21 protein-coding genes are annotated in these 24,487 nt (G+C 69.1%); 14 read left to right on the top strand and 7 right to left on the bottom strand.

What is annotated here, in order from left to right; genetic code table 11:
• Positions 1 to 180 precede the first annotated feature (180 nt).
• Together JOE48_RS22115 and secG are read right to left on the bottom strand one after the other, a co-directional pair.
• Positions 181 to 1,809, bottom strand: a complete 1,629-nt coding sequence (locus JOE48_RS22115; protein WP_192706773.1) for a CTP synthase — start codon at positions 1,807 to 1,809, stop codon at positions 181 to 183.
• Positions 1,810 to 1,964: 155 nt separating this feature from the next.
• Positions 1,965 to 2,384 carry a preprotein translocase subunit SecG gene (gene secG, locus JOE48_RS22120; RefSeq protein WP_210032914.1) on the bottom strand — a complete coding sequence of 140 codons (420 nt, stop codon included), beginning with the start codon at positions 2,382 to 2,384 and terminating at the stop codon, positions 1,965 to 1,967.
• 251 nt (positions 2,385 to 2,635) lie between these two features.
• On the opposite strand from secG, the gene JOE48_RS22125 reads away from it, so the two are divergent.
• Entirely contained in the window at positions 2,636 to 3,082 is a 447-nt protein-coding gene (locus JOE48_RS22125) for a nuclear transport factor 2 family protein (protein ID WP_210032916.1), read from the top strand.
• Positions 3,083 to 3,330: 248 nt separating this feature from the next.
• On the opposite strand, the gene tpiA is transcribed toward JOE48_RS22125, so the two are convergent.
• Positions 3,331 to 4,092: a triose-phosphate isomerase gene (gene tpiA / locus JOE48_RS22130; RefSeq protein ID WP_210032918.1), complete on the bottom strand. Its 762-nt coding sequence runs from the start codon at positions 4,090 to 4,092 to the stop codon at positions 3,331 to 3,333.
• A 189-nt stretch (positions 4,093 to 4,281) separates the two neighbouring features.
• Between tpiA and JOE48_RS22135 the strand changes: the two genes are divergently transcribed.
• The 7 genes from JOE48_RS22135 (at position 4,282) to glp (ending at position 12,172) form a co-directional block, all read left to right on the top strand.
• Positions 4,282 to 6,183 (top strand): peptidylprolyl isomerase, encoded by a 1,902-nt coding sequence (locus JOE48_RS22135; RefSeq protein ID WP_210032920.1) that lies wholly within the window; start codon positions 4,282 to 4,284, stop codon positions 6,181 to 6,183.
• A 3-nt stretch (positions 6,184 to 6,186) separates the two neighbouring features.
• Positions 6,187 to 7,707, top strand: coding sequence for an anthranilate synthase component I (trpE, locus tag JOE48_RS22140; RefSeq protein ID WP_210032922.1), 1,521 nt, complete (start codon positions 6,187 to 6,189; stop codon positions 7,705 to 7,707).
• A gap of 157 nt (positions 7,708 to 7,864) precedes the next feature.
• Positions 7,865 to 8,479, top strand: a complete 615-nt coding sequence (locus JOE48_RS22145; protein WP_210035978.1) for an aminodeoxychorismate/anthranilate synthase component II — start codon at positions 7,865 to 7,867, stop codon at positions 8,477 to 8,479.
• Between the two features lie 35 nt (positions 8,480 to 8,514).
• Positions 8,515 to 9,552: an anthranilate phosphoribosyltransferase gene (gene trpD, locus JOE48_RS22150; RefSeq protein WP_210032924.1), complete on the top strand. Its 1,038-nt coding sequence runs from the start codon at positions 8,515 to 8,517 to the stop codon at positions 9,550 to 9,552.
• Positions 9,549 to 10,451, top strand: a complete 903-nt coding sequence (gene trpC, locus JOE48_RS22155; protein ID WP_210032926.1) for an indole-3-glycerol phosphate synthase TrpC — start codon at positions 9,549 to 9,551, stop codon at positions 10,449 to 10,451. The genes trpD and trpC overlap by 4 nt, the downstream gene beginning before the upstream one ends.
• A gap of 3 nt (positions 10,452 to 10,454) precedes the next feature.
• Positions 10,455 to 10,946 (top strand): cyclic pyranopterin monophosphate synthase MoaC, encoded by a 492-nt coding sequence (gene moaC, locus JOE48_RS22160; protein WP_210032928.1) that lies wholly within the window; start codon positions 10,455 to 10,457, stop codon positions 10,944 to 10,946.
• Entirely contained in the window at positions 10,943 to 12,172 is a 1,230-nt protein-coding gene (gene glp, locus JOE48_RS22165) for a gephyrin-like molybdotransferase Glp (RefSeq protein ID WP_210032930.1), read from the top strand. Before moaC ends, glp begins: the two co-directional genes overlap by 4 nt.
• A 3-nt stretch (positions 12,173 to 12,175) precedes the next feature.
• Here glp and JOE48_RS22170 read toward each other — a convergent pair whose 3' ends face one another.
• On the bottom strand, positions 12,176 to 13,963 hold the full coding sequence (locus tag JOE48_RS22170) for a hypothetical protein (protein ID WP_210032932.1): 1,788 nt from the start codon (positions 13,961 to 13,963) through the stop codon (positions 12,176 to 12,178).
• A 242-nt stretch (positions 13,964 to 14,205) separates the two neighbouring features.
• On the opposite strand from JOE48_RS22170, the gene JOE48_RS22175 reads away from it, so the two are divergent.
• The 3 genes from JOE48_RS22175 to JOE48_RS22185 all read left to right on the top strand — a co-directional run bounded on the left by JOE48_RS22175 (position 14,206) and on the right by JOE48_RS22185 (position 17,739).
• Positions 14,206 to 15,708 carry an NAD(P)/FAD-dependent oxidoreductase gene (locus JOE48_RS22175; RefSeq protein WP_210032934.1) on the top strand — a complete coding sequence of 501 codons (1,503 nt, stop codon included), beginning with the start codon at positions 14,206 to 14,208 and terminating at the stop codon, positions 15,706 to 15,708.
• 278 nt (positions 15,709 to 15,986) lie between these two features.
• Complete coding sequence (locus JOE48_RS22180) at positions 15,987 to 17,270, top strand: PQQ-dependent sugar dehydrogenase (protein ID WP_210032936.1); 1,284 nt, start codon at positions 15,987 to 15,989, stop codon at positions 17,268 to 17,270.
• Between the two features lie 151 nt (positions 17,271 to 17,421).
• Entirely contained in the window at positions 17,422 to 17,739 is a 318-nt protein-coding gene (locus tag JOE48_RS22185) for a cytochrome c (RefSeq protein ID WP_210032939.1), read from the top strand.
• Between the two features lie 162 nt (positions 17,740 to 17,901).
• Here JOE48_RS22185 and lepA read toward each other — a convergent pair whose 3' ends face one another.
• The 3 genes from lepA to JOE48_RS22200 all read right to left on the bottom strand — a co-directional run bounded on the left by lepA (position 17,902) and on the right by JOE48_RS22200 (position 21,122).
• Entirely contained in the window at positions 17,902 to 19,704 is a 1,803-nt protein-coding gene (gene lepA / locus JOE48_RS22190; RefSeq protein ID WP_210032941.1) for a translation elongation factor 4, read from the bottom strand.
• 371 nt (positions 19,705 to 20,075) lie between these two features.
• On the bottom strand, positions 20,076 to 20,312 hold the full coding sequence (locus JOE48_RS22195) for a hypothetical protein (protein ID WP_409518605.1): 237 nt from the start codon (positions 20,310 to 20,312) through the stop codon (positions 20,076 to 20,078).
• A 24-nt stretch (positions 20,313 to 20,336) separates the two neighbouring features.
• The gene (locus tag JOE48_RS22200) at positions 20,337 to 21,122 is read right to left on the bottom strand and encodes a HugZ family protein (RefSeq protein WP_210032943.1); all 786 of its coding nucleotides are present in this window, start codon (positions 21,120 to 21,122) and stop codon (positions 20,337 to 20,339) included.
• A gap of 305 nt (positions 21,123 to 21,427) precedes the next feature.
• Here JOE48_RS22200 and JOE48_RS22205 point away from each other — a divergent pair, with 305 nt between their 5' ends.
• The 3 genes from JOE48_RS22205 to JOE48_RS22215 are packed head-to-tail and all read left to right on the top strand — an operon-like array spanning position 21,428 to position 24,401.
• Positions 21,428 to 22,138 (top strand): response regulator transcription factor, encoded by a 711-nt coding sequence (locus JOE48_RS22205; protein ID WP_210032945.1) that lies wholly within the window; start codon positions 21,428 to 21,430, stop codon positions 22,136 to 22,138.
• Positions 22,139 to 22,167: 29 nt separating this feature from the next.
• Positions 22,168 to 23,961, top strand: coding sequence for a stimulus-sensing domain-containing protein (locus JOE48_RS22210; RefSeq protein ID WP_409518645.1), 1,794 nt, complete (start codon positions 22,168 to 22,170; stop codon positions 23,959 to 23,961).
• A complete protein-coding gene (locus JOE48_RS22215) occupies positions 23,961 to 24,401 on the top strand; it encodes an HPr kinase/phosphorylase (RefSeq protein ID WP_210032949.1) in 441 nt (146 codons plus the stop codon). The genes JOE48_RS22210 and JOE48_RS22215 overlap by 1 nt, the downstream gene beginning before the upstream one ends.
• The last annotated feature ends 86 nt before the right edge of the window (positions 24,402 to 24,487 follow it).

The raw sequence follows: 24,487 nt of genomic DNA on the forward strand, positions 1-24,487 counted from the left end.
CCGCGGCGCGAGGAGCGGCGCAAGGTCGCTCGCCGAGCCGAATGCATGGCCGTGTCAGCCCACGCCTTCGACTTCAAGAGCGCAGCGAAGCAACCCAGGGCGGCGCGCCCTCATTGAGCGTGGCGCAATTGGGCTGCTTCGCTGCGCTCGCAAGGACGGCGAGGGCCGCGTGGCGCCCTGTCAGACCAGCCGGCTCTGCTCGATCGCCGCGCCGACGAAGCCCTTGAACAGCGGGTGCGGCTCGAACGGGCGCGACTTCAACTCCGGATGGAACTGAACGCCGATGAACCACGGATGCCCGACATGCTCGACCGTCTCGGGCAGGAGCCCGTCCGGCGAGACGCCCGAGAAGCGCAGGCCCTTGGCCTCCAGCCGCTCGCGATAGGCCATGTTGACCTCGTAGCGGTGGCGGTGCCGCTCGGAGATCTGCTCGGACCCATAGATCTGGGCGATCTTGGAGGTCGGATCGAGCTTCGCCTCGTAGGCGCCGAGCCGCATGGTCCCGCCGAGGTCGCCGGCCGCGGCACGCCGCTCCAGCTCGTTGCCGCGCAGCCACTCGGTCAGCAGGCCGACCACCGGCTCCGAGGTCTCGCCGAACTCGGTGGAGTTCGCCTCGGGCATCCCGGCCAGCGAGCGGGCCGCTTCGATCACCGCCATCTGCATGCCGAAGCAGATGCCGAGATAGGGAATGCGCTTCTCGCGGGCGTAGCGGGCCGCGCGGATCTTGCCCTCGGCGCCGCGCTGGCCGAACCCGCCCGGTACGAGGATGCCGTTGAGACCTTCCAGGAACGGCGCCGGGTCCTCGCGCTCGAACACCTCGGCCTCGATCCATTCGAGGTTGACCTTCACCCTGTGGCTGATGCCGCCATGGGTCAGCGCCTCGGTCAGCGACTTATAGGCGTCCTTCAGCCCGGTGTACTTGCCGACGATGGCGATCGAGACCTCGCCCTCGGGGTTGCGCACCCGCTCGGCGATGGTCCGCCAACGTCCGAGATCCGGCTCCTCGCCGTGCTCCAGGCCGAAATGGCCGAGCACTTCCCGGTCCAGACCGGCCGTCCGGTAGGAAAGCGGCACCTCGTAGATCGACGCCACGTCCCGCGCCTCGATCACCGCGGTCTCGCGGACGTTGCAGAACAGCGCCAGCTTGCGCCGCTCGTCGACCGGGATGTCCCGGTCGCAGCGGCAGAGCAGGATGTCGGGCTGGATGCCGATGGAGCGCAGCTCCTTCACGGAGTGCTGCGTCGGCTTGGTCTTCAGCTCGCCCGCGGACGGGATGTAGGGCAGCAGCGTCAGGTGCACGTAGCAGCAGGTGCCCCGGGGCAGCTCTTGGCCGAGCTGGCGGATCGCCTCGAAGAACGGCAGCCCCTCGATGTCGCCGACCGTGCCGCCGATCTCGACGAGGACGAAGTCGAAGCTGTCGTTCCCGTCGAGGACGAAATCCTTGATCGCGTTGGTGACGTGCGGGATCACCTGGATCGTGGCGCCGAGATAGTCGCCGCGCCGCTCCTTGGCGATGATGTCCTGGTAGATCCGGCCCGTGGTGATGTTGTCGGCCCGGCTCGCCGGAACGCCGGTGAAGCGCTCGTAATGGCCGAGGTCGAGGTCGGTCTCGGCGCCGTCGTCGGTGACGAACACCTCGCCGTGCTGCGTCGGGCTCATCGTGCCCGGATCGACGTTCAGATAGGGGTCGAGCTTGCGCATCCGGACCCGGTAGCCGCGGGCCTGAAGCACCGCCGCCAGGGCTGCCGAAGCGAGACCCTTGCCGAGGGATGAAACCACGCCGCCGGTGATGAAAACGTACCGCGTCATGGGCCTCGGTCCATAAAGAAGGTGCAGGCATTTGCCAAACGGCGAATGCCCCGGCCCGTATATGGACTGGGGATCGCGCCGCGCATGGCACGGACCGGCACTGCGCCGATCCAGCGGGATTGGGTGAGACGCTGCGCCGCCCCGGGCGCCTGGCGTCAGCGCGACTGAGGCGCGTCCGGAACCGTCGGCTGCGCCGGGGTGGCCGGCTGGGCCGGGGCCGTCGCTGGGACCCGGTCCTGCTGCTGGCGCAATGTGTCGAGCAGATTGTCGGCACCGGTCGGCTGCTTGGCGGGCTGCCCCGCATTCTGCTGCGCCCCGGTGTCGAGGATCGATTTCGGCGCCGCAGAGCGATGCGACAGGATCGCGAGCACCAGGCTGGTGGCGAAGAACAGGGCCGCCAGGATCGCGGTGGCGCGGGTCAGGGCATTGGCCTGGCCCCGTCCGGTCATGAAGCCCGCGACACCGCCGCCGCCGCCACCGCCGAGCCCGAGGCCGCCCTCCGAGCGCTGGAGCAGCACCACGCCGATCAGTGCGAGCACGATGATGAGGTGGACGACGATCAGGACGGTCTGCATCAGGGTTCCGAAAACGTCTTCAGGCTCGCGCGAGTCGGCCAGTCGCGGGGACCAGCGAGGGCGCGCGACGACCGCCGCTCCCGGCAACGGCCGCAAATCTGCGCCGGCCATACACCACTCACGGTCCGGCGCCAACTTTATGATCCGGTCGCGCCTGTCGCACGCGGGCCTCGCGCACCGCAGCCGGCTGTGCTCTGTCTCGGACCGTAGGACGGCGCACCCAATCCGCCGTCCCGTCCGGGAAGGAAGCCATGCCGATTTCACGCCGCGCAGCGCTGGGCGCTGCCCTCACCACGCCGATCCTGCTGCAGACACCTCCCGGGACGGCCGCCGGTTCGGACGTTGCCGCCGTGGAGGAGGCGGTGGACGCCCTGACCAAGGCCCTGCTCGCCGGCGACGGGCCGGCCCTCGAAGCCCTGACCCATGCCGGTCTGAGCTACGGCCATTCCAGCGGCCTGGTTCAGGACAAGGCGGCCTTCATCGAGCCGCTCGCGACCAAGCGTGCCTCCTTCCCCAGCATCACCCTGTCCGACCGGTCGGTCTCGATCGTGGGTGACGACGCGATCGCGCGCCACGTCTTCACCGGCGAATCCACCGCGAACGGTAAGACCTCCCCGGTGCATATCGGCGTATTGCAGGTCTGGCACCGGGACGGCGGGCGCTGGCAACTGCTGGCCCGCCAAGCGTTCAAGATCTGAACGCGGCTCATTCCGGTTGTCATCCCGAACGGAGCGAAGCGTTTGAGCTGCTCCCCGTCATCCCGGGGCCTTGCGGCGGAGCCCGGGATCTAGAGCCGCCGGCGCGTCAAGATCGTGCACCGACAGCGGGACTGGATTCCGGGCTCGCCTGCGGCCCCCCGGAATGACGGCGCGGATCATCGCTCGATCGGGAGACAGGTCTCAGACAGTGCCGCACTCCGCTTCCCGATCGCGGCGCGAAGGCGCGCTCACGCGTAGGCGGCGCAAATCCCCAGAAAGTCCTCGGCGACGAGGCTCGCGCCGCCGACCAGGGCGCCGTCGACGTTGTCGACCGACAGGAGCTCCTTCGCGTTCCCGGGCTTCACCGAGCCGCCGTAGAGGATGCGGATCTTCTGCGCCTCGTCGCCGACGAGCTTGTCGAGCATCTCCCGGAGCGACGCGTGGACCTCGGCGATGTCGCGCGGCGTCGGCGTGCGGCCGGAGCCGATCGCCCAGACCGGCTCGTAGGCGATAACCGTGTCGGCCGCGGTCGCGCCCTTGGGCAAGCCGATGGCGAGCTGGGCGCGGACGATGTCGAGGGCGCGGCCCTGCTCGCGCTCCTCGATGGTCTCGCCGACGCAGATGATGCCGCACAGGCCGGCGCGGCGGGCGCCCAGCGCCTTGGCGTGGACGCCGTCGTCGGTCTCGTGATGGTAGGCCCGCCGCTCGGAATGGCCGACGATCACGTATTGCGCGCCGAGATCGGCGAGCATCTCGGCCGAGATCGAGCCGGTGAAGGCGCCGCTTGGGCGGGCGTGTAGATTCTGGCCGCCGATGGCGATCGGGGAGCCGGCGGCGGCGGCCACGCAGGAGCCGATCAGGGTCGCGGGCGGGCAGATCAGCACGTCGATGCGAGAGGCGAGGTCCGGCGAGAGGCGTTCGCGAATCGCCTCAACCACCTGGATCGACGCCCGCGTGCCGTTCATCTTCCAATTGCCGGCGACCAGCGGCCTGCGCCCCGACTGCGTCATTCCCCGCCCTCTTTCCGCCGCGGCCTTTTTCCGAAGTTGCCGCGGCCTACCAGAGCGAGCTTGAGCGCGCAAACGGAGTGCGGACGCCGAGCCTTTGCCTGTGGGCGCGAATGGTCTATCGCGGTCGGCTCTCAGGAAGAGTGCCGGTCCGGAAACGGTCCGGCCGCTGAAGGTATTCGATCACAGACCATGCTTCAGGGCATCCGCAACGCGAGCCAGCATTGGCTCGGCAAGATCGTCTTGACGGTCGTCTTCACGCTGCTCATCGCCGGCGTCGGCATCTACGGCGTCGAGGAGTTCTTCCGTGGCGGCGCCAGCAACAACGTGGCGACCGTCGGCAGCACGCCGATCACGGCCGAGCAGGTGCGGTCGGCCTATCAGAACCAGATGCAGCGCTATCAGGCGCAGCTGAAGCGCGCGCTCACTCCGGACCAAGCGCGGATGCTCGGCCTCGACCGGCAGGTGATGTCCCAGCTGATCACCGAGGCCGCCCTCGACCAGAAGACCCATGATCTGGGCCTCGCGGTCCCGGATTCCTCGGTGATCAAAGCGATCCACGACGAGAAGAGCTTCCAGAATCAGCAGGGCCAGTTCGAGCCGCAGCTGTTTTACCAGACCCTGCAGCGCGCCGGGCTGAACGAGGGGATGTTCGTGCGCGAGCAGCGCGCGGTGATTGCCCGGCTCCAGCTCGCCGAGGCGGTGTCGTCCGGCCTGCACGTGCCGGTCGCCCTGCGCGAGGCGGTCCACCGCTACACGACCGAGCGCCGCGCGGCGTCCTACCTGATGCTGACGCCCTCGACGGCGGGCCAGATCCCGGATCCGACCGACGAGGAGCTGAAGACCTGGTACGAGGCCAACAAGTCCGGCTTCCGCGCACCGGAATTCCGGTCCGCCAATCTACTGGTGGTCGACCCGGAAGCGATGGCCAAGCCCGAGGCGATCACCGACGCCGATGCCCGCGCCGCCTACGGGCTGAACAAGGATCGCTACGGCAGCCCGGAGAAGCGCACGATCCAGCAGATCGTGTTCCCCGACAACGCCGCCGCCGAGGCGGCCCGCAAGGCGATCGAGGACGGCTCCAAGACCTTCGAGGCGGTCGCGACCGAGCGCGGTACCGACGAGAAGGATCTGACCCTCGGCACGCTCACCAAGAGCGAGCTGTTCGACAAGGCGGTGGCCGATGCCGCCTTCGCGCTTCCGGAAGGCGGCGTCAGCCAGCCGGTCCAGGGCCGCTTCGGCACGGTGCTCCTGCGGGTGACCAAGATCGAGGCCGGAACGGTGAAGCCGTTCGAGCAGGTCGAAGGTGAGATCCGCAAGGGCCTCGCCCTGGCCCGCGCCCGCGACGCCATGGAGACGACCCGCGACGCCATCGAGGACCAGCGGGCCGGCGCGAAGCCGCTGACCGACATCGCGGCCGAGCGCGGGCTCAAGCTCGTGGCCGTGAAGGCCGTCGATCCCAACGGCAAGGATCCGGAGGGCCGGAAGGTCGGCGACATTCCCGACCCCGACACGACCCTGCCGGCTCTGTTCCGCGCCGAAATCGGCGGCGACAACGAGCCCCTGCGCACCAAGGCCGGCGGCTATGTCTGGTACGACGTCACCAACATCGATCCCGCCCACGACAAGCCGCTCGATCAAGTCAAGGACGGCGTGAAGGCCGGCTGGACCGCCGCCGAAATCGCCAAACGCCTGCAGGCCAAGGGGCGCGAGCTGATGGAGAAGCTCAACAACGGCGCCTCTCTGGAGGACGTCGCCAAGGAGATCGGCGTCAATCCGCAGGAGGTGCAGGATCTGGCCCGCAACCAGGCCAAGGACATGCTGACGACCGACAACGTCAACCTGATCTTCGCCACGCCGGTCGGCAAGGCCGGGACCGCGGCGGCGAACGATTCCCGGGCAGTCTTCAAGGTCACGGCCGCGACGATGCCGGCCTTCGTCGCCGACAGCCCGAGCGACAGGACGATCACGCAGAACTTCCAGGCCGCGCTCGCCGACGACGTGCTGTCCGAGTACATCGCCGAGGTCCAGAAGAACGCGGGCGTGAAGATCGATGCGCCGGCCCTGCGCCGTGCGATCGGCGGCGAGTACTGAGGCATGGCCGAGGCTCCGGATTTCGCGGCCTTCGCGGATCGCTACGAGGCCGGCCAGCCCAGCTTCGTTGCGCTGAGTCTCGTGGCGGATCTCGAGACGCCGGTGGCGGCGTTCCTGAAGCTGCGCGCCCGGCACGCGGGATCGGCTTTCCTGCTCGAATCGGTCGAGGGGGGCGCCGTCCGCGGACGCTACTCGATGATCGGCCTCGATCCGGACCTCGTCTGGCGCTGCCGGGACGGCACTGCCGCCGTCGCGCGCGGTGCCGATCTCGAGCGCTTCGAGCCCGACGAACGGGCGCCGCTCGCGAGCCTGCGGGCCCTGATCGCCGAGAGCGCGATCGGCGCGCCGGAGGGCGAGGATCTGCCACCGATGGCTGCCGGCCTGTTCGGCTATCTCGGCTACGACATGGTCCGTGCCATGGAGCGGCTGCCGGAGCCCAATCCCGATCCCCTCGGGGTGCCGGACGCGATCCTGATCCGGCCGCGGGTTATGGTGGTCTTCGACTCGATCCGCGACCTCATCACCGTGGTCACTCCCGTTCGGCCGGCCGCGGGCATCGCGGCGCGCGCCGCCTACGAGGACGCTCTGCAGCGCCTCGACCGGGTGGCGGCGGCGCTCGAGGGCCCGCTGCCGATCGAGGCGCGGATCGATCTCACGGCTGTGGCCCACCCCGAGCCGGTCTCGAATACCTCGCCCGACGACTTTTTCGCCATGGTGGCGCGGGCCAAGGAGTACATCGTCGCCGGCGACGTCTTCCAGGTCGTGCTGTCCCAGCGCTTCTCGGCACCGTTCACGCTGCCGGCCTTCAGCCTGTACCGGTCGCTCCGGCGCACCAACCCGGCGCCGTTCCTCTGCTACCTCGACTTCGAGGCCTTCCAGATCGTCTGCTCCTCGCCGGAAATTCTCGTGCGGGTGCGTGAGGGCACCGTCACGGTCCGGCCGATCGCCGGAACGCGCCGCCGCGGCACCACGCCGGCCGAGGACGCGGCTCTGGCCGAGGAACTCCTCGCCGATCCGAAGGAGCGGGCCGAACACCTGATGCTGCTCGACCTCGGGCGCAACGATGCCGGCCGCGTCTCGCGGATCGGCAGTGTCCGCGTGACCGACTCGTTCTTCATCGAGCGCTACAGCCAGGTCATGCACATCGTGTCCAACGTCGAGGGCGACCTCGACCCGCGTCACGATCCGCTCGACGCCCTGGCGGCGGGATTCCCGGCCGGCACGGTCTCGGGCGCGCCGAAAGTGCGCGCCATGGAGATCATCGACGAGCTGGAGCGCGAGAAGCGCGGACCCTATGCCGGCTGCATCGGCTATTTCGGCGCGCGCGGCGAGATGGATACCTGCATCGTCCTGCGCACCGCATTGGTGAAGGACGGGCGGATGCACGTCCAGGCCGGCGCCGGGATCGTCTACGATTCCGATCCCGCGTCCGAGCAGCAGGAATGCGTCAACAAGGCCAAGGCCTTGTTCCGGGCCGCCGAGGAGGCGGTGCGGTTTGCCGCCCAGGCGAAGCGGGGTCAGTGAGGGGCCGCGCTCCTTGCTCCCCCGAGCACGCCCTCATCTCGACGCAGGCACCTTAGGATGAGGTCTCTGGGTTGAGCAGGGGGCTTGCAAGCCGTGCCCGGTTGACCGGCCTCCCTCGAGCGGTCACATCGCCTGCATGCCCGAGCGTGCCGCCGCGATGCCCAATGTCCTCGTCATCGACAACTACGATTCCTTCACGTGGAATCTGGTCCATCTGATCGGGCCGCTCTGCGGCGCGATCGATGTCGTGCGCAACGACGCGCTCACCGTCCCCGAAATCCGCGCCAGGGCGCCGGACGCGATCGTGCTCTCGCCCGGCCCGTGCACGCCGAACGAGGCGGGGATCTGCCTCGACGTGGTGCGGGACCTCTCCGAGGAAGTCCCGATCTTCGGCGTCTGCCTCGGGCTCCAGGCGATCGGTCAGGCCTTCGGGGGCGACGTGGTGCGGGCACCCCTGCCGTTGCACGGCAAGGTCTCGACCATCCGCCATGGGGCCAGCGGCCTGTTCCGCGGCCTGAACGACAGCTTCGAGGCGACACGCTACCACTCCCTGGTGGTCGACCGTGCGACTTGCCCGCAGACGCTTCGGGTCACCGCCGAGGCGGACGGCCTGATCATGGGGCTGGAGCATGCCGAGCGCCCGCTTCACGGAGTCCAGTTCCATCCGGAGAGCATCCGCTCGCAGCACGGCAGCGAGATCGTGAAGAACTTCCTCGATCTCGCTGCGGCGTGGAACGCGGCGCGTGACAGGACCCGCGCCGACGTGCATTGACGGCCGGGCGCCGGGGCGGCCCTCCGATAGAATCCATGGACAGTTTCAGACCCCATCTCGCGAAGGTCGCCGGGGGCCTCGCCCTTGACCGTGCCGAGGCGCGCGCGGCCTTCGACGACCTGCTGTCGGGCGAGGTGACGCCCGTTCAGGCCGGCGCGTTCCTGATTGCCCTCAAGGTGCGCGGCGAGACCGTCGACGAGATCGTCGGCGCGGCCGAGGCGATGCGCGCCCGCATGACCCGCGTCGCCGCGCCGGCGGATGCCATCGACGTGGTCGGCACGGGCGGCGACCATTCCGGGAGCGTGAACGTCTCGACGCTGGCGGCGATCCTGGTTGCGGCCTGCGGCGTGCCGGTGGCCAAGCACGGCAACCGTGCGGCGACATCGCGCTCCGGCGCGGCCGATGTGCTCGCGGCCCTCGGCGTCCGGCTCGGGCTCGATGCCGACAACCAGGCGCGCTGCCTCGCGGAGGCCGGTTTGTGCTTCCTGTTCGCGCAGGCCCACCACCCGGCCATGCGCCACGTGGCCGGAATCCGCTCGGAGCTGCCGGTCCGAACGATCTTCAACCTGCTGGGACCCTTGAGCAATCCGGCTGGTGTCGCCTACCAGCTCTTCGGCGTCGCCCAGGAGGCGCTGGCCGAGCCGCTCACGCGGGTTCTGGCCGAACTCGGAAGCCGTCGCGTCTGGACCGTCCACGGGTCCGACGGGCTCGACGAGATCACCGTCACCGGGCCGACGCGGGTCGTCGCTCTGGAAGGTGGGCGCGTTACCCGCTTCACCATTGATCCCCGCGACCTCGGGCTGCCCCTGCGTTCGCCCGAGGAGCTGCGCGGCGGCGATCCCGCCGACAATGCCAAGGCGCTTCAAGCCGTGTTGGCGGGGGCGCGCAACGCCTACCGGGACATCGCGGTTCTCAATGCGGCGGCGGCACTTGTCGTCGCGGGTCAGGTGCCGACCCTGGCGGACGGGCTCGCGCGGGCGCAGGATGCGGTCGATTCCGGGGCAGCCCGGGCGACCCTTGCCCGCCTCGTCCAGGCCTCGAACGACCGCTTCAATGGGCAGGAGGGCCGATGAGCTCGCTCACGCAAGAGGCGACCCACGAGACCGTCGCGGAGGCGCCGCCCGAGCGGCCGAACGTGCTGGCCCGGATCGAGGCCTATAAGCGCCGCGAGATCGCCGAAGCCAAGCTGCGCGTGCCCCTCGCCAAGCTCGAGCGCAAGGTGGCGCAGGCCGATCCGGTCCGCGGCTTCGCGGCGGCGATCCGCGCCCACCGCGCCGAGGGGCGCCCGGCGCTCATCGCCGAGGTGAAGAAGGCCTCGCCCTCGAAGGGCCTGATCCGTGCCGATTTTGACCCAGCGACCCTGGCCGCCGCCTACGAACAGGGCGGCGCTACCTGCCTGTCGGTCCTGACCGACGAGCCATCGTTCCAGGGGCGCCCGGAATACCTGACCCAGGCGCGGGCCGCCTGCAGGCTGCCGGTGCTGCGCAAGGACTTCCTGTTTGAGCCCTACCAGGTCTACGAGGCCCGGGCCTGGGGGGCCGACTGCATTTTGGCGATCATGGCTTGCCTCGACGACGATGAGGCGGTGGCGCTGGTAGAAACGGCCGATCTCCTCGGGATGGACGTTCTGGTCGAGGTGCACGACGAGGCCGAGCTCGCGCGGGCGGTCCCACTCGGCACGGCGCTGATCGGCATCAACAACCGCAACCTCAAGACCTTCGAGGTCTCGTTCGAGACGGCGATCCGCCTCGCACCCGGCATCCCGGCCGACCGGATCGCCGTGGCGGAGAGCGGCATCGGCGGCCATGCCGACGTCGCGCGTCTGCAGGAGAACGGCCTCGGCGTCGTGCTGGTGGGCGAGAGCCTGATGCGTCAGGCCGACGTCATGCAGGCCACCCGCGCGCTGCTCTTCGGGGACGGCGAGGCCAAAGGCTCCGACACCAAGGGCGGCAAGGCCCGGAAGAAGGGCTGAGCGATGCAGCCGGGCACGACGCTCACCCATCTCGACACCAGCGGCGCGGCCAACATGGTCGACGTCACCGACAAGCCGGCCACCGACCGCACCGCCAGGGCCGAGGGCAGCATCGTGATGAAGCCTGAGACCCTTGCGCTGATCCGCGAGGGCGACGCCAAGAAGGGCGACGTGATCGGCACCGCGCGGCTGGCCGGCATCATGGCGGCCAAGCGCACCCACGAGCTGATCCCCCTGTGCCACCCGCTGCTGCTCTCGAAGGTCCGGGTGGAGATCGAGCCCGACGACGCGCTGCCCGGCCTGCGCATCGCCGCCGAGGTCCGGGTCCAGGGCCCGACCGGCGTCGAGATGGAGGCGCTCACCGCCGTCTCGGTGGCATGTCTGACCGTCTACGACATGGTGAAGGCCGTGGATCGCGGCATGCGGATCGAGGGCATCCGGCTGACCGCCAAGGATGGCGGCCGGTCCGGCACCTACCGGGCCCCTGCCGTATGAGCGGCCTGATTCCGGTCGCCGAGGCGCTGGCGCGGGTCCTGGCCAGCGTCACGGGCCCGGTGGAAGCCGAGACCATGCCGTTGGCCCAGGCCGCCGGCCGCACGCTCGCTGCCGACATCGTCGCGTCGCGGACCCAGCCGCCGTTTCCCGCCTCGGCCATGGACGGCTACGCGGTGCGCAGCGCCGATGCGGACCATATCGACGCCCGTCTGCGGCTCATCGGCACTAGCGCGGCCGGTCACGGCTTCACCGGGCAGGTCGGAGAGGGCGAGGCGGTGCGGATCTTCACCGGCGCGCCGGTACCGAACGGCGCCGACGCGATCCTGATCCAGGAAGATGCGCGCGCCGAGGACGGTATTGTCCGTGTCCTCGAAGCGGTCGAGCCCGGCCGCTTCATCCGCCGGGCCGGCCTGGACTTCACCGCGGGTGACACCCTGTTGACGGCGGGCCTCGGCCTCGATGCCCGCCGCCTCGCCCTGGCGGCCGCAGCCGGCCACCCGTGCCTGTCGGTCCGGCGCAGGCCCCGGGTCGCGATCCTGGCGACGGGAGACGAATTGGTGGAGCCCGGCGCGACGCCGGCCTGGGATCAGATCGTCGCGTCGAACAGCCTCGCGCTCGCGGCCCTGGCGGCCGAGGCCGGTGCCGAGATCATCGATCTGGGCATCGCGGCGGACGATCACGGCGCCCTGGAGGACGCCTTCCGGCGCGCGCGCGGGGCGCGGGCCGACCTGCTGATCACGCTCGGCGGCGCCTCGGTCGGCGATCACGACCTCGTCCAGGCGGCGCTCGCCCGGGAAGGGCTGGAACTGGGTTTCTGGCGCGTCGCGCTCCGGCCCGGCAAGCCGCTGATGCACGGCCGCCTCGGCGACATGCTGGTGATCGGGCTTCCCGGCAACCCGGTCTCGTCCATCGTCTGCGGCCTACTGTTCGTCATTCCGGCGATCCGCGCGCTCCAGGGCGACCCGCAGGCCGGGGCCGATCGTAGCGAGCCGGCGACGCTCGGCCGCGATCTCCCGGCCAACGACGGTCGCGCCGATTACATGCGGGCGAGCCTCGCGTTCGATCCGGGCCAACTTCCCGTGGCGACGCCCGAACAGCGTCAGGATTCCTCGATGCTGGCGGTGCTCGGCCGCTCCGAGGCGCTGCTGATCCGCGCGCCCCACGAGCCGCCCGCCCAGGCCGGCGATCTGTGCCGGATCATCCGGCTCGACCGGCGGCTGCTCTGACGCTCAGCGTGTCACCCGCCAGACCTTGAGCGGACCGGGCAGCGCCACGGGTGCCAGCCGGGCGGATTCCGCCGCGCCGCGGGCCAGCCGGGTCGCGAAGGCGGGCTCGGCCTGGAGGTCGTCGGCCGGCCGGGCCGGGCAGGCGACGAGATAGCGGATCCGGAGCGCCGTCAGCACGCGATCGAGATCCGCCTCGGTGCCGCCCAGTCCCTCGATTGCCGCCTCCAGCCCCGATATGGCGCGATGGTACGGGGCGGCTACGACGCTGTGCGGGGTGCGCAGCAGGATCGACGGTCCCAGGAAGATCGGCGCCAGGATCGTACCCGGCGGTAGGGCAGCGAGGGGCCTCAGCGCCGTATCGCTCTGGCACGCCGCCGCGCCACCGGGATCGGGTGCCGTGCGCGAGGCTGGCAGAAGAACCTCGCCCAGGAGCGCCGGCGCCATCCACAGGGTGCTGACCATGCTGCCGCCGAGGAGTGCGAAGCCCCATCGGCGCGCGCCAGTTCCGGATTCTTCAGCCTGCGTCAGGGCGCGGTCGAGCACGGCACCCGCGACCAGCGGCACGAAGCCGGAGGCGATGTAGAGACCGCGGAACTGGAAGACGCCGAGGATCAGGCCGGGCCACAGGAAGAGCGCCGCGACCGTCCAGGCGCGCCGCTGCAAGCCGCGCCAGGCCAGCCAGGCGGCTGTCAGGCTGGCGAGCGCCACGACCGGGTGGAAGGCCAGCGCTTCCCATTGGCCTCCGGCAATCAGCTTCGGGACCGAGGCCATCTCGTTGACTGTCAGCAGCCAATGGTCACGCACCAGGGCCGGCATCCCCGGAAACGGGCCGCCCAGACAGGCCGGGAATGCCGCCGCGAAGGCCGCCAGCATGACTGCGCCGCACAGCCCCGCGAGGGCGGCGCGCGCGCGGATCGTGGCGAGGCGGTCGCCAGCCCATGTGGCGCCAAGGACGAAGATCAGGCCGGCCGAGGCGAGGAAGAGCCAGGGTGGCGAGAGCGCGTCGCAGCGCGGAACGGCCCACTGGTCTGGGGCGGTCTGGGCCGCGAACAGGACCGGCGCCGCGGCTCCGAGCCCGAAGCCGAACCCGGACAGCGTCGGCCGCGCAGGCCGGCCGCGCAGGCACCAGTCGCCGACCAGATACAGGGTCGCCACCGCGACGGAGGGCAGGCCTTCCAACCCGATCGCCAGGGACAGGGCTGCCGAACCGCCGCCGATCAGTCCGCTGCGGAAACCCCCGCGGATCATGCAGGCGGCCAAGCCGAGCAGCGCGATCATCTGGACGTTGTGGTGGTCGACCCGTCCGGGTTGAAACTGGGTCGTGACCCCGAATGTCTGGGTCGCAACAAGGACCGCCAGAAGCGCGGCCCGTTCGCCGAAGCTGTGGCGGACGCCGCGGTAGAGCACCCAGCCGTACAGCCCGAACAGCAGCAATGGCCACAGCGCGGCCGTCAGGCCCTCGGCCAGTGCCGGGCCGGCGATCGGACTCAGCGCGAGGATCATCCCGGCGATCGGCGCATCGACGAGGCGCGACCAATGGCTCAATACGCCGGCCGGCGGCAGGAAGCGGGATTGAACGTTGTCGTACCAGCCCTGCCCGGACAGAAGATCCCGGACCTCGACGAGACGCATGGCGTCGTCGGTATCGGGCACGCGCAGGTGTTGGATCGTGTCCCAGACGGCCTGGGGCGTGCTCATGGTCACGACGCACAACGCGATCACGACCCAGAGGACGATGCGGCTGTCGAGGCGTGGGAGCGCCCGGGTGATGGTCTGCGCTGGGGCGGTCACGATGGGTCACCCTGGGTCGGGCGGCGGGTGCCTTGGCGCGCATCGTCGCGCAGGCGTGCTTAACGCAGGGTCAAGGAAGGCCGGGCGTCTGCCGCGCTCCCGAGCGCGGGACACGGCCGGCGACCATGTCCGCCGGCGCAAGTCCGAGGGTCCTGCCAGCGATTCCTTAACCACGACGACCCATGCTCCCGGCAGGTCGGCGCTTCGCGCGTCGTGCGACCCACGAATTGCCGGAGCAGGGGATGAGCCACCACACCGAGACGCTGGTGATCGGCGCGGGGCCCGCGGGCCTCACCGCCGCCTACCTGCTGTCGAAGCAGGGTCGGTCCGTCACCGTCCTGGAGCGGGACCCCGGTCAGGTGGGCGGGATCTCGCGCACGGTCTCGTACAAAGGCTACCTGTTCGATATCGGTGGCCATCGGTTCTTCTCGAAGTCGCAGGCCGTGGTCGATCTCTGGGACGAGATGCTCCCCGACGATTTCATCGAACGGCCCCGCCTGTCGCGGATCTATTATCGCGGCCGGTACTACGCCTACCCGCTGAAGGCCTTCGAAGCACTCCGCAATCTCGGCCTGTTCACCAGTGCGGCCTGCGTCGCCTCGTACCTCTACGCACGCCTGCGGCCGACGCAGGACCCGAAGACCTTCCATGCCTGGGTCCGCAATCAGTTCGGCGAGCGCCTGTTCTCGATCTTCTTCAAGACCTACACCGAGAAGGTGTGGGGCATGTCGTGCGATGCGATCTCGGCCGATTGGGCGGCGCAGCGCATCAAGGGCCTCGATCTTGGCGCGGCGATCCGTGACGGGATCAAGCGTTCCCTCGGCCTGCGCAAGCCGGCCAAGACCGGAGGCCCCGTCATCAAGACGCTGATCGAATCGTTCCGCTATCCCCGCCGGGGACCCGGCATGATGTGGGAGGCGGCGGCCGCCAAGATCGAGGCCCAGGGCGGAAAGCTCCACCTCGACCGCAGCGTCGATTCCCTCAGCTACGATGCGGGCACCGGCATCTGGACGGTGGCGGCCCGTCGCGCCGACGGCAGCCGCGAGACCTTCACGGCCCGGCACGTAATCTCCTCTGCGCCGGTGCGCGAGCTGGTCGACGCGATCCGGCCGCGGCCTCTCAGCACCTTCAACGCCCGGGCACTGAAGTATCGCGACTTCGTCACCGTGGCGCTGATCGCCAAGTCGCAGAAGAACTTCCCCGACAACTGGATTTACATCCACGATCCGTCGGTGAAGGTCGGCCGCGTCCAGAATTTTCGCTCCTGGTCGCCCGAGATGGTGCCGGATGCGGACCATACCTGCCTGGGCCTGGAGTATTTCTGCTTCGAGGGCGACGGTCTCTGGAACGCGGACGATTCCGAGCTGGTGGCGCTCGCCAAGCGCGAGATCGGGCAGATCGGCCTGATCGATCCGGCCGACGTGGTCGATGCCTGCGTGGTCCGCCAGCCGAAGGCCTACCCAGTCTACGACGAGGATTATGCAGCCCACGTCGCCACCGTGCGGCGGGAACTGGAGCGCGACTTCCCGACCCTGCATCTCGTCGGCCGAAACGGTATGCACAAGTACAACAACCAGGACCACGCGATGATGACCGCGATGCTGACCGTGGAGAACATCCTCTGCGGCCGGCGCCGGCACGACGTCTGGCGGGTCAACGAGGACGCCGAGTACACCGAGGCCGGTATCTCGGGAGCCGATGCCGCCCTCGGCAGCGAGCGCCTCGTGCCGCGCAAGGTCGCCTGAGACCGTTTCCGATCGACCGGATCGGCCGCATCGTCCTTGCGCGCGGAGCGAAGCAATCCAGGGCAACGCCGAACTCTCCGAGGGCGAGCGGCCTTGGGTCACTGCGCGTTGATCCTGATGACGGAACGGCCAGCCTCCTCGAGGCGGCACCCGGAGTCCCGATACGAGGCGACAAGGTCCGGGCCGCGTCACCGGGGCCGCTTGCCGGTCTCTCGCGCGCCTCTATCGTTTCTGTCCGGCGATGCCCTGGTCCAAGGGCCGCCGGGAGGAAATTATCGATGCGATCTCTGCTTCTCGCTGCGCTCGTCGCGAGCGTGGCCGTGCCGGCGACGGTGCTGCCCGTCCTGGCGCAGGGCGCCGCCCCTGCCGAGACCAAGGCCAAGACCGACGATCTGGAGAAGCTCCAGGGCTTTCACAGCACCAACACCCAGGCCGCTGCCGAGGTCCCGCAGACGGGCCGGCGCGCGGATGCGATCCGCAAGAACCTGTCGAAGATCAAGATGCCCGACGGCTTCAAGATCGATCTCTACGCCGTCGTGCCGGATGCCCGCTCGATCGCGGTCGGTCCCAATGCCGGGGTGCTGTTCGTCGGCACGCGCAAGAGCAAGATCTACACGGTGACCGACCGCGACAAGGACCGGGTCGCCGACGAGGTGCGCCCCTTCGCTCCGGGCATCGAGTTCAAGATCCCGAACGGCGTCTGCTTCTCGAAGGACGGCGTCCTCACCGTGGTCGAGCAGAACCGCGTTCTCGCTTTCCCGGCCGCCGAGTTCTTCTACGAGAATCCGGATGTCGCCGCCGGCGTGCTGGTCAAGCAGGGTGAGCTGATCCCGGCGGCCGAGGAGAGCTTCAACCACACCGCCCGGGTCTGCCGGGTCGGTGCGGACGGCAAAACCTACATCGCCCTCGGTCAGCCCTACAACGTCCCGCCCGCCGAGAAGATGGACCTCTACAAGAAGACCGGGATCGGCGGCATCATCCGCATCGACGCCGACGGCAAGAACCGCGAGGTCTATGCCACCGGCATCCGCAATTCCGTGGGCATGGATTTCAATGCCGACAAGACGCTCTGGTTCACCGACAATCAGGTCGACGGGATGGGCGACGACAAGCCCCCGGGCGAATTGAACCACGCCACCAAGGCGGGGGAGACGTTCGGCTTCCCTTGGTTCGGCGGCGGCGCGGTCCGGACGGTCGAGTACAAGGACCAAGCCCCGCCGGCCGACGCCGTCGCCCCGATGGCCGAGCTGCCGCCGCACGCGGCCGATCTCGGCATGACCTTCTACAACGGCAAGCAGTTCCCAGCCTCGTACAAGGGCGGGATCTTCATCGCCGAGCACGGCTCGTGGAACCGCACCGAGCCGGTGGGCGCCCGGGTGATGTTCGCCAAGCTCGGGGCCGACGGGAAGGTCGAGTCGGTCAAGCCGTTCGCGGAGGGCTGGCTCACCGGCGACGGCGAGTATCTCGGACGCCCGGTGGACGTCGCGGTGATGCTCGACGGCTCGCTGCTGGTCTCGGACGATTCCGCCGGGGCGATCTACCGGATCTCCTACGAGAAGTAGCTTCCTGCGATCTTTCCCCTCCCCCTTGCGGGGAGGGGCGGGGAAGGGGAGGTTGCGAACGGCACCGCGCCGCTCGATCCTACACCGCCTTTACATCCACGCCTCCCCAAAAGGGGGAGGTGAGCACCGTTGCGCGATCCGAGCCCAGCCGATGATCCGACCGCTTCTCGTCCTGATCGCCACTCTCATCCCGCTCTCGGCGCAGGCCGGCGATGCGACCGCGGGCCGGAAGCGCGCATCCGCCTGCCAGACCTGCCACGGCATGGACGGGCTGTCGAAGCTGCCGGAGGCGCCGAACCTCGCCGGTCAAGTGGAGCCCTACCTCGTCAAGGCGCTCAGCGAATACCGCGACGGCAAGCGGCAGAACGAGATCATGAACGTGGTCGCCAAGGAGCTGACCGACGCGGACATTGCCAATCTGGCAGCGTACTATTCCGGCATCCAGATCGACGTGCTGCCGCCGGGCTGACGGAGCTGCGCAAGGACGCCGTCCTTCCGCGGCTCGCCGAAGGCGAGAGCCGCCGCACCTGCCCAAACGATCGACCGTGCTCGATCTGAGCAGCGCGACGGTTCTAGATTCCGGGCTCCGCTTCGCGGCCCCGGAATGACGGACCGGACGTCCAAGCGCCGATCAATCGTCCATCTTCAGCGCCGCGATGAACGCCTCCTGCGGGATCTCGACGCGCCCGAACTGACGCATCTTCTTCTTGCCTTCCTTCTGCTTGTCCAACAGCTTGCGCTTGCGCGAGATGTCGCCGCCGTAGCACTTGGCGGTCACGTCCTTGGACAGGGCCTTGATCGTCTCGCGGGCGATGATCTTGCCGCCGATCGCCGCCTGGACGGGGATCTGGAACAGGTGGCGGGGGATCAGGTCCTTGAGCTTCTCGCACATGGCCCGGCCGCGCGACTCGGCGCGGGTGCGGTGGACCAGCATCGAGAGGGCGTCCACCGGCTCGGCGTTGACCAGGATCGACATCTTCACGAGGTCGCCCTCGCGGTAATCCGACACGTGGTAATCGAAGGAGGCGTAGCCCTTCGAGATCGATTTGAGCCGGTCGTAGAAGTCGAACACCACCTCGTTCAGCGGCAGGTCGTAGACCACCATGGCGCGCTTGCCGACGTAGTTGAGGTCGATCTGGACGCCGCGGCGGTCCTGGCAGAGCTTCAGCACGCCGCCCAGATACTCGTCGGGCGTCAGGATCGTGGCGCGGATCCAGGGCTCCTCGATCGTCTCGATCTTCATGATGTCCGGCATGTCGGCCGGGTTGTGCAGTTCCTTGACCTCGCCGTCGCGCATCTGGAGGCGATAGACCACCGAGGGCGCGGTCGAGATCAGGTCGAGGTTGAACTCGCGCTCCAACCGCTCCTGGATGATCTCCAGGTGCAGCAACCCGAGGAAGCCGCAGCGAAAGCCGAAGCCGAGAGCGGCCGAACTCTCCATCTCGTACGAGAACGAGGCGTCGTTGAGCCGGAGCCGGCCCATGGCCGAGCGCAGGTTCTCGAACTCGGCCGCGTCCACCGGGAACAGGCCGCAGAACACCACAGCCTGGACCTCCTTGAAGCCCGGCAGCATGTCGGTGGTCTGGCGCTTGTCCTCGGTGATGGTGTCGCCGACGCGGGTGTCGGCCACTTCCTTGATCGAGCCGGTGAGGAAGCCGACCTCGCCCGGTCCCAGCGCGTCGATATCGGCCATCTTCGGCCGGAACACGCCGATCCGGTCGACGCCGTAGACCGCGTCGGCGCCCATCATGCGGATGGTCATGCCCTTCTTGAGGGTGCCGTCGATGATCCGCACCAGCACCACGACGCCGAGATAGGCGTCGTACCAGCTGTCCACGAGCAGCGCCTTCAGAGGCGCATCGCGGTTGCCTTTCGGCGCCGGCAGGCGCGTAACGATCGCCTCCAGCACCGCCTCGATGTTGAGTCCGGTCTTGGCCGAGATCGGCACGGCCTGGGAGGCGTCGAGGCCGATCACCTCCTCGATCTGCTCCTTCACCCGGTCCGGTTCAGCCGCCGGCAGGTCGACCTTGTTGAGGACCGGGACGATCTCGTGATTGGCGTCGAGCGCCTGGTAGACGTTGGCGAGGGTCTGCGCCTCTACGCCCTGCGAGGCATCGACCACCAGCAGCGAGCCCTCACAGGCGGCCAGCGAGCGCGAGACCTCGTAGGCGAAATCCACGTGGCCGGGCGTGTCCATGAGGTTCAGGACATAATCCTTGCCGTCCTGTGCCTTGTATTCCAAGCGCACTGTCTGCGCCTTGATGGTGATGCCGCGCTCCTTCTCGATATCCATCGAGTCGAGCATCTGCTCGGACATGTCGCGCAACGCGACGGTGCCGGTGGCCTGGATCAGCCGGTCCGCCAGGGTCGATTTGCCGTGGTCGATATGCGCGACGATCGAGAAGTTGCGGATGGATTCGATCGGGGCTGTCATCGGCATTCCGTTCGGGCGCGCGCCGGCGCGCGCCGTCTGACATCGGGACGTGTTCGGATGGAGCGGCTCACGCGCGAGATAGCAGCGCAGCGGGAAGGCGCCAAGCGCGGCCTGAACGCCGGAGGACGCACCGGCCGGGTCGAAGCTCCAGCCCCGTCATTCGTGGACTACGCAGCAGGGCCGGTGGTCCAGACATACCGTCGATGAAAGGTTTGGCCCGCCGGCGGGTTTGGATCCTGGAGTCCGCTGCGCGGCCCTGGGATGACGCAGAGATCCGATCGGGTCGGCTCGGACGCGTAAACCCACGGGGGCCGGCATGGTCCGGCCCCCCGGGTGAAGGACGATTCAGGCCGTGAACAGCGATCGACCGCTCAGCGGCCGCGATCGCGGATCAGGCGCTCGATCTCGGCCTCGCCGTGCGAGCGCGCCTTGGCCTCGGTCGGATGCTTCCGGTCCGAGCGCTGGTGCAGCTTGCCGTGCTTGCGAATGCTCCATTGGAACAACGAGCCGCTCTCGCCGACCGGCTCGACATCGAGGCTGAAGGGGTAGGTATCAGTCTGGGTCTCACTCATGCTGCCGATATGGGGCATCCAGCAACTTTTCGCCATGCCCCTCGTGAAGTCGTTGCGCTCTCAGGCTTCAGTGCCGGTCGTGCGGGCCTGCGCGGCCATGGCAACCAAGCTCTTGCGCAGCGTACCCATGTCGCTGACGCGCTCCGGATAGAGGACCCGCGCAGTGCGGTCACCGGCCATCAGGTCCATGCCTTCCGGGTCAAGTCCGGTGAGTCGCCAAGGCAGGCCGGCGTCCGTGCCGGATCCGACGGCGTAGAGCGCCAGCGCGTCAGCGTGATCGGCGTTCATGTGCTCCACAGCGCCCCGCTCGCCCGCCACGATTGCGTCAGCCCCGGCGAGATCGAGAAGCAGCTGGTCGCGCGTCAGAGTCGCCGCCTTGGCGAAGCCGCCGTTGAGGTGGCCGGCCGACGGATCGAGGGCAAAGAAGCCGAAATCCGGGAAATCGGCGTAGAGCTTGGCCTTCGGGTGCCGGGCCAGGAACCGCGCCCGGGCACGGGCCTCGGTGCTCTGGGCGGCGCGCCCGACCACGGTCAGCCGGGGATGGGCCAGGGCGTCTCCCTTCCCACCCTGCGAGAACAGAAGCGAGCAGCGCGGATCGGCAAGCAGGTTGCGGGTATGGGCCGAGAGACGCGACAGCAGCATCAGCGGCGTGCCGTCCGAATCGGTGGCGATGGTGACGAGCGAGGCGAAGGGCGTTCCGTCCGGATCGAGCGTCGCGAGCGCACCCGAGCGGATGCTGCGCAGAAGCATGCGCGACAGGCCGATCGCGTCGAACGGCGCTGCCTCGGCCGGGAGCGGCCGCGCCGGACCGCTCGGTCCGGATCCGGCCTCGATCCTCTCGCTCATCCGCGCAGTCTCCCGTGTTGCGAGCGTCGCTGTTGTCCGCCAGCACTTTAGCGGCGCGGCCGGCAGCGCGCGAGGCATCGGGACCGCGTCAGATCGGCCGCGATCGATGGGCGTTACGGCCAAGCTATGACCGCCGCTCGCTTTTTCCGATTGGCCGTACTAAAGCACCTGTCCCTTTGCGCGAGCCGGGCTGCGCCGAAAACGGCCTTTCTCGCGTGTCCGCCTGCCCCTCGGGGGCCGGGACGTGGCGCGGCCTGTGCGTTGAGCCGGGACCGCGCTTGAGCCCGTTCAGTCAGGGACCGCGCATGCCGACCATCGCCCTCGTCGACGACGACCGGAATATCCTCACGTCGGTGTCGATCGCGCTTGAGACCGAAGGCTACCGCATCCAGACCTATACGGACGGCGCCTCGGCCCTCGACGGTCTGCGGCATTCGCCGCCCGATCTCGCGATCTTCGACATCAAGATGCCCCGCATGGACGGGATGGAGCTTCTCCGACGCCTGCGGCAGAAATCTGACCTTCCCGTGATCTTTTTGACCTCGAAGGACGAGGAGATCGACGAGCTGTTCGGCCTCAAGATGGGCGCCGACGACTTCATCCATAAGCCGTTCTCGCAGCGGCTGCTCGTGGAGCGGGTGAAGGCGGTCCTGCGCCGCTTCGCCAAGGAGGCGCCCGGCGCCACGCCGCGCGGTGCCGAGGAGATCGCCGCACGCTCGCTGGAGCGCGGCGCGCTGATGATGGACCCGGAGCGCCATACCTGCACTTGGAAGGGTGAGGCGGTCACCCTGACGGTGACGGAGTTCCTGATCCTCCAGGCCCTGGCGCAGCGTCCCGGCGTGGTGAAGAGCCGAAACGCCCTGATGGACGCGGCCTACGACGACCAGGTCTACGTCGACGACCGCACCATCGACAGCCACATCAAGCGGCTGCGGAAGAAGTTCAAGGTGACGGACCAGAGCTTCGACATGATCGAGACGCTCTACGGAGTCGGGTACCGGTTCAAGGAGGCGTGATCTTCAGGATCCGCCGCATGTCCACCCGTATGCCCGCCCAGGCCGAGGATGCCCCGGCCCGCGCCTCGCTGACCCAAGCCCTGTCGCGTCCGCTCGGTTGGCCGCGCGCCCTTTGGGACGCGGTCGGCCAGCGCGCCTCGTCGAGCCTGACGCGCCGCATCGTCGTCCTCAACCTCGTCGGGCTGATCGCGCTGCTCGTCGGGTTCCTCTACCTCAACCAGTTCCGCCAGGGCCTCATCCAAGCCCGGATCCAGAGCCTCGCCATACAGGGCGAGATCATCGCCGGGGCGATCGCGGCTTCCGCGTCGGTGGATACCGACACCATCCGCATTGATCCCGACAAGCTGCTCCAGCAGCAGGCCGGCGAGGCGGCGGAAGAGGAATCGCAGCCGCTCGCCTTCTCGCTCAACCCGGAGAAGGTGGCGCCGCTGCTCTCGCGTCTCGTCACCCCCACCGGCAATCGCGCCCGCGTCTACGATCAGGAGGGCGGCCTCCTGTTCGATACCCGCACCCTGTTCAAGCGCGGGGACGCCGGCCGGCCGGATCCGCTCGAGCCCAAGCCGCACAAGCCGGGTATGCTCGAATCCGCCTTCGAGACGGTCCAAACCAAGCTGGGTGGCCTGTTCCGCAGCCGCACCGAGCAGGCCGAGGAGACCGGTCCGGTGAACGGCCATTCGCTCCGCGAAGTCCAGGCCGCCCTCGGCGGCAATCGCGGCAGCCTCGTCCGGCGCAACAAACTCGGCGAGACCACCGTCTCGGTGGCCGTGCCGATCCACCGGGCCGGCTCGGTCCGCGGCGCCCTGCTCATCTCGACGCAGGGCGACGCCATCGACCGCGTCATCGCCTCGGAACGCTTCGGCCTTCTGCAGGTGTTCCTCGTCGCCTCGGCCGTGATGGTGGTGCTGTCGTTCCTGCTCGCGGGCGCCATTGCGGGCCCGGTGCGGCGCCTCGCGGAGGCTGCCGAGAAGGTGCGCATGGGCATCAAGACCCGCGAGGAGATTCCGGACTTCACCGAGCGCACCGACGAGATCGGCCACCTGTCCGGAGCGCTCCGCGACATGACTCAGGCGCTCTACCGGCGGATCGACGCGATCGAGAGCTTCGCAGCCGACGTCAGCCACGAGCTGAAGAACCCGCTCACCTCGCTGCGCAGCGCCGTGGAGACTCTGCCGCTCGCCAAGACAGATGATTCGCGCGGCCGGCTGATGGCGATCATCCAGCACGACGTGAAGCGCCTCGACCGGCTGATCAGCGACATCGCCGACGCTTCGCGCCTCGATGCCGAGCTCGCCCGCGCGGAGGCGCGCCGGGTCGACCTGCGGCGGCTTCTCACCACGGTCGTGTCGGTCGCCAACGAGCGACGCCGGCCCAAGGACTGCCTCATTCAGCTCGACGTCGAGGCGACGGCATCGGACCTCGATGCGCCGTTCACGATCATCGGCCATGACAGCCGGCTCGGACAGGTCGTGAACAACCTCCTCGACAATGCACGCTCGTTCTCGCCGTCGGACGCGAAGGTTCGCGTCGTGCTGCGTCGGGTTCGCGGCGAGGTCGAGCTGATCTGCGAGGACGAGGGACCGGGCATTCCGGAGCACGCGCTGGAGCGGATCTTCGAGCGATTCTACACCGACCGGCCCGAGCAGGGCTTTGGCCAGAATTCGGGCCTGGGCCTGTCGATCTCGCGCCAGATCGTCCAGGCGCATCGCGGGACGATTCGGGCCGAGAACCGTCCCGGCGCACCCGACGAGGATGGCGAGCCGACAATCCGCGGCGCGCGCTTCATCGTGCGCCTGCCGGCGGCGCCCCGCCAGCTTCACGCCTGATGATCACGCTCCATGCCGCCTGCTGCACGCTCGGCGGCGCCGGGATCCTGGTCCGCGGCGAGTCCGGGTCCGGGAAGACAAGTCTGGCACTGCTTCTCGCATCTGCCGAGGACGGGACGTTCGTGGCGGACGACCGGGTCATCTGCGCACGGGAGGGCACACGGCTCGTGGCCCGGCCGCATCCCGCGCTGGCCGGCCGGGTCGAGGTGCGGGGACAGGGCATCCTGTCGCTCACCGATCTCGGTCTTGTGCCCTGCGCCGAAACGGCTCTGCACCTCGCCGTCGATTTGGTTCCTGAGGTGCCGCGCCTGCCCGAACCGATCGATCCGGTGGACCTGCTCGGGGTCAAGCTCCCGCAGGTCACGCTCGACGTCGGCGTGCGTGCCGCGGGCCTCGCGCCGCTGATCATTCGTGCGGCGCTGCGAAAAGGGCAGCCGTGACTTCGCAGCCGCACAGGTGTGCCGAGTCGCGCAACGGTGGTATCCCCCCATGGCGCGCACGAGGCAGCCATGGCATGATTACAGCG

The organism is Methylobacterium sp. PvR107 (genome assembly GCF_017833295.1).
GTDB lineage: Bacteria > Pseudomonadota > Alphaproteobacteria > Rhizobiales > Beijerinckiaceae > Methylobacterium.

Bases quoted from the DNA above. Each gene is read 5' to 3' on its own strand.
- JOE48_RS22115 (WP_192706773.1), bottom strand. From the start codon at position 1,809: ATGACGCGGTACGTTTTCATCACCGGCGGCGTGGTTTCATCCCTCGGC.
- moaC (WP_210032928.1), top strand. From the start codon at position 10,455: ATGCAGCCGGGCACGACGCTCACCCATCTCGACACCAGCGGCGCGGCC.
- lepA (WP_210032941.1), bottom strand. From the start codon at position 19,704: ATGACAGCCCCGATCGAATCCATCCGCAACTTCTCGATCGTCGCGCAT.
- trpE (WP_210032922.1), top strand. From the start codon at position 6,187: ATGGCCGAGGCTCCGGATTTCGCGGCCTTCGCGGATCGCTACGAGGCC.
- glp (WP_210032930.1), top strand. From the start codon at position 10,943: ATGAGCGGCCTGATTCCGGTCGCCGAGGCGCTGGCGCGGGTCCTGGCC.
- JOE48_RS22125 (WP_210032916.1), top strand. From the start codon at position 2,636: ATGCCGATTTCACGCCGCGCAGCGCTGGGCGCTGCCCTCACCACGCCG.
- trpD (WP_210032924.1), top strand. From the start codon at position 8,515: ATGGACAGTTTCAGACCCCATCTCGCGAAGGTCGCCGGGGGCCTCGCC.
- tpiA (WP_210032918.1), bottom strand. From the start codon at position 4,092: ATGACGCAGTCGGGGCGCAGGCCGCTGGTCGCCGGCAATTGGAAGATG.
- JOE48_RS22145 (WP_210035978.1), top strand. From the start codon at position 7,865: ATGCCCAATGTCCTCGTCATCGACAACTACGATTCCTTCACGTGGAAT.
- JOE48_RS22215 (WP_210032949.1), top strand. From the start codon at position 23,961: ATGATCACGCTCCATGCCGCCTGCTGCACGCTCGGCGGCGCCGGGATC.
- JOE48_RS22185 (WP_210032939.1), top strand. From the start codon at position 17,422: ATGATCCGACCGCTTCTCGTCCTGATCGCCACTCTCATCCCGCTCTCG.
- JOE48_RS22180 (WP_210032936.1), top strand. From the start codon at position 15,987: ATGCGATCTCTGCTTCTCGCTGCGCTCGTCGCGAGCGTGGCCGTGCCG.
- secG (WP_210032914.1), bottom strand. From the start codon at position 2,384: ATGCAGACCGTCCTGATCGTCGTCCACCTCATCATCGTGCTCGCACTG.
- JOE48_RS22135 (WP_210032920.1), top strand. From the start codon at position 4,282: ATGCTTCAGGGCATCCGCAACGCGAGCCAGCATTGGCTCGGCAAGATC.
- JOE48_RS22195 (WP_409518605.1), bottom strand. From the start codon at position 20,312: ATGGCGAAAAGTTGCTGGATGCCCCATATCGGCAGCATGAGTGAGACC.
- JOE48_RS22175 (WP_210032934.1), top strand. From the start codon at position 14,206: ATGAGCCACCACACCGAGACGCTGGTGATCGGCGCGGGGCCCGCGGGC.
- JOE48_RS22205 (WP_210032945.1), top strand. From the start codon at position 21,428: ATGCCGACCATCGCCCTCGTCGACGACGACCGGAATATCCTCACGTCG.
- trpC (WP_210032926.1), top strand. From the start codon at position 9,549: ATGAGCTCGCTCACGCAAGAGGCGACCCACGAGACCGTCGCGGAGGCG.
- JOE48_RS22210 (WP_409518645.1), top strand. From the start codon at position 22,168: ATGCCCGCCCAGGCCGAGGATGCCCCGGCCCGCGCCTCGCTGACCCAA.
- JOE48_RS22200 (WP_210032943.1), bottom strand. From the start codon at position 21,122: ATGAGCGAGAGGATCGAGGCCGGATCCGGACCGAGCGGTCCGGCGCGG.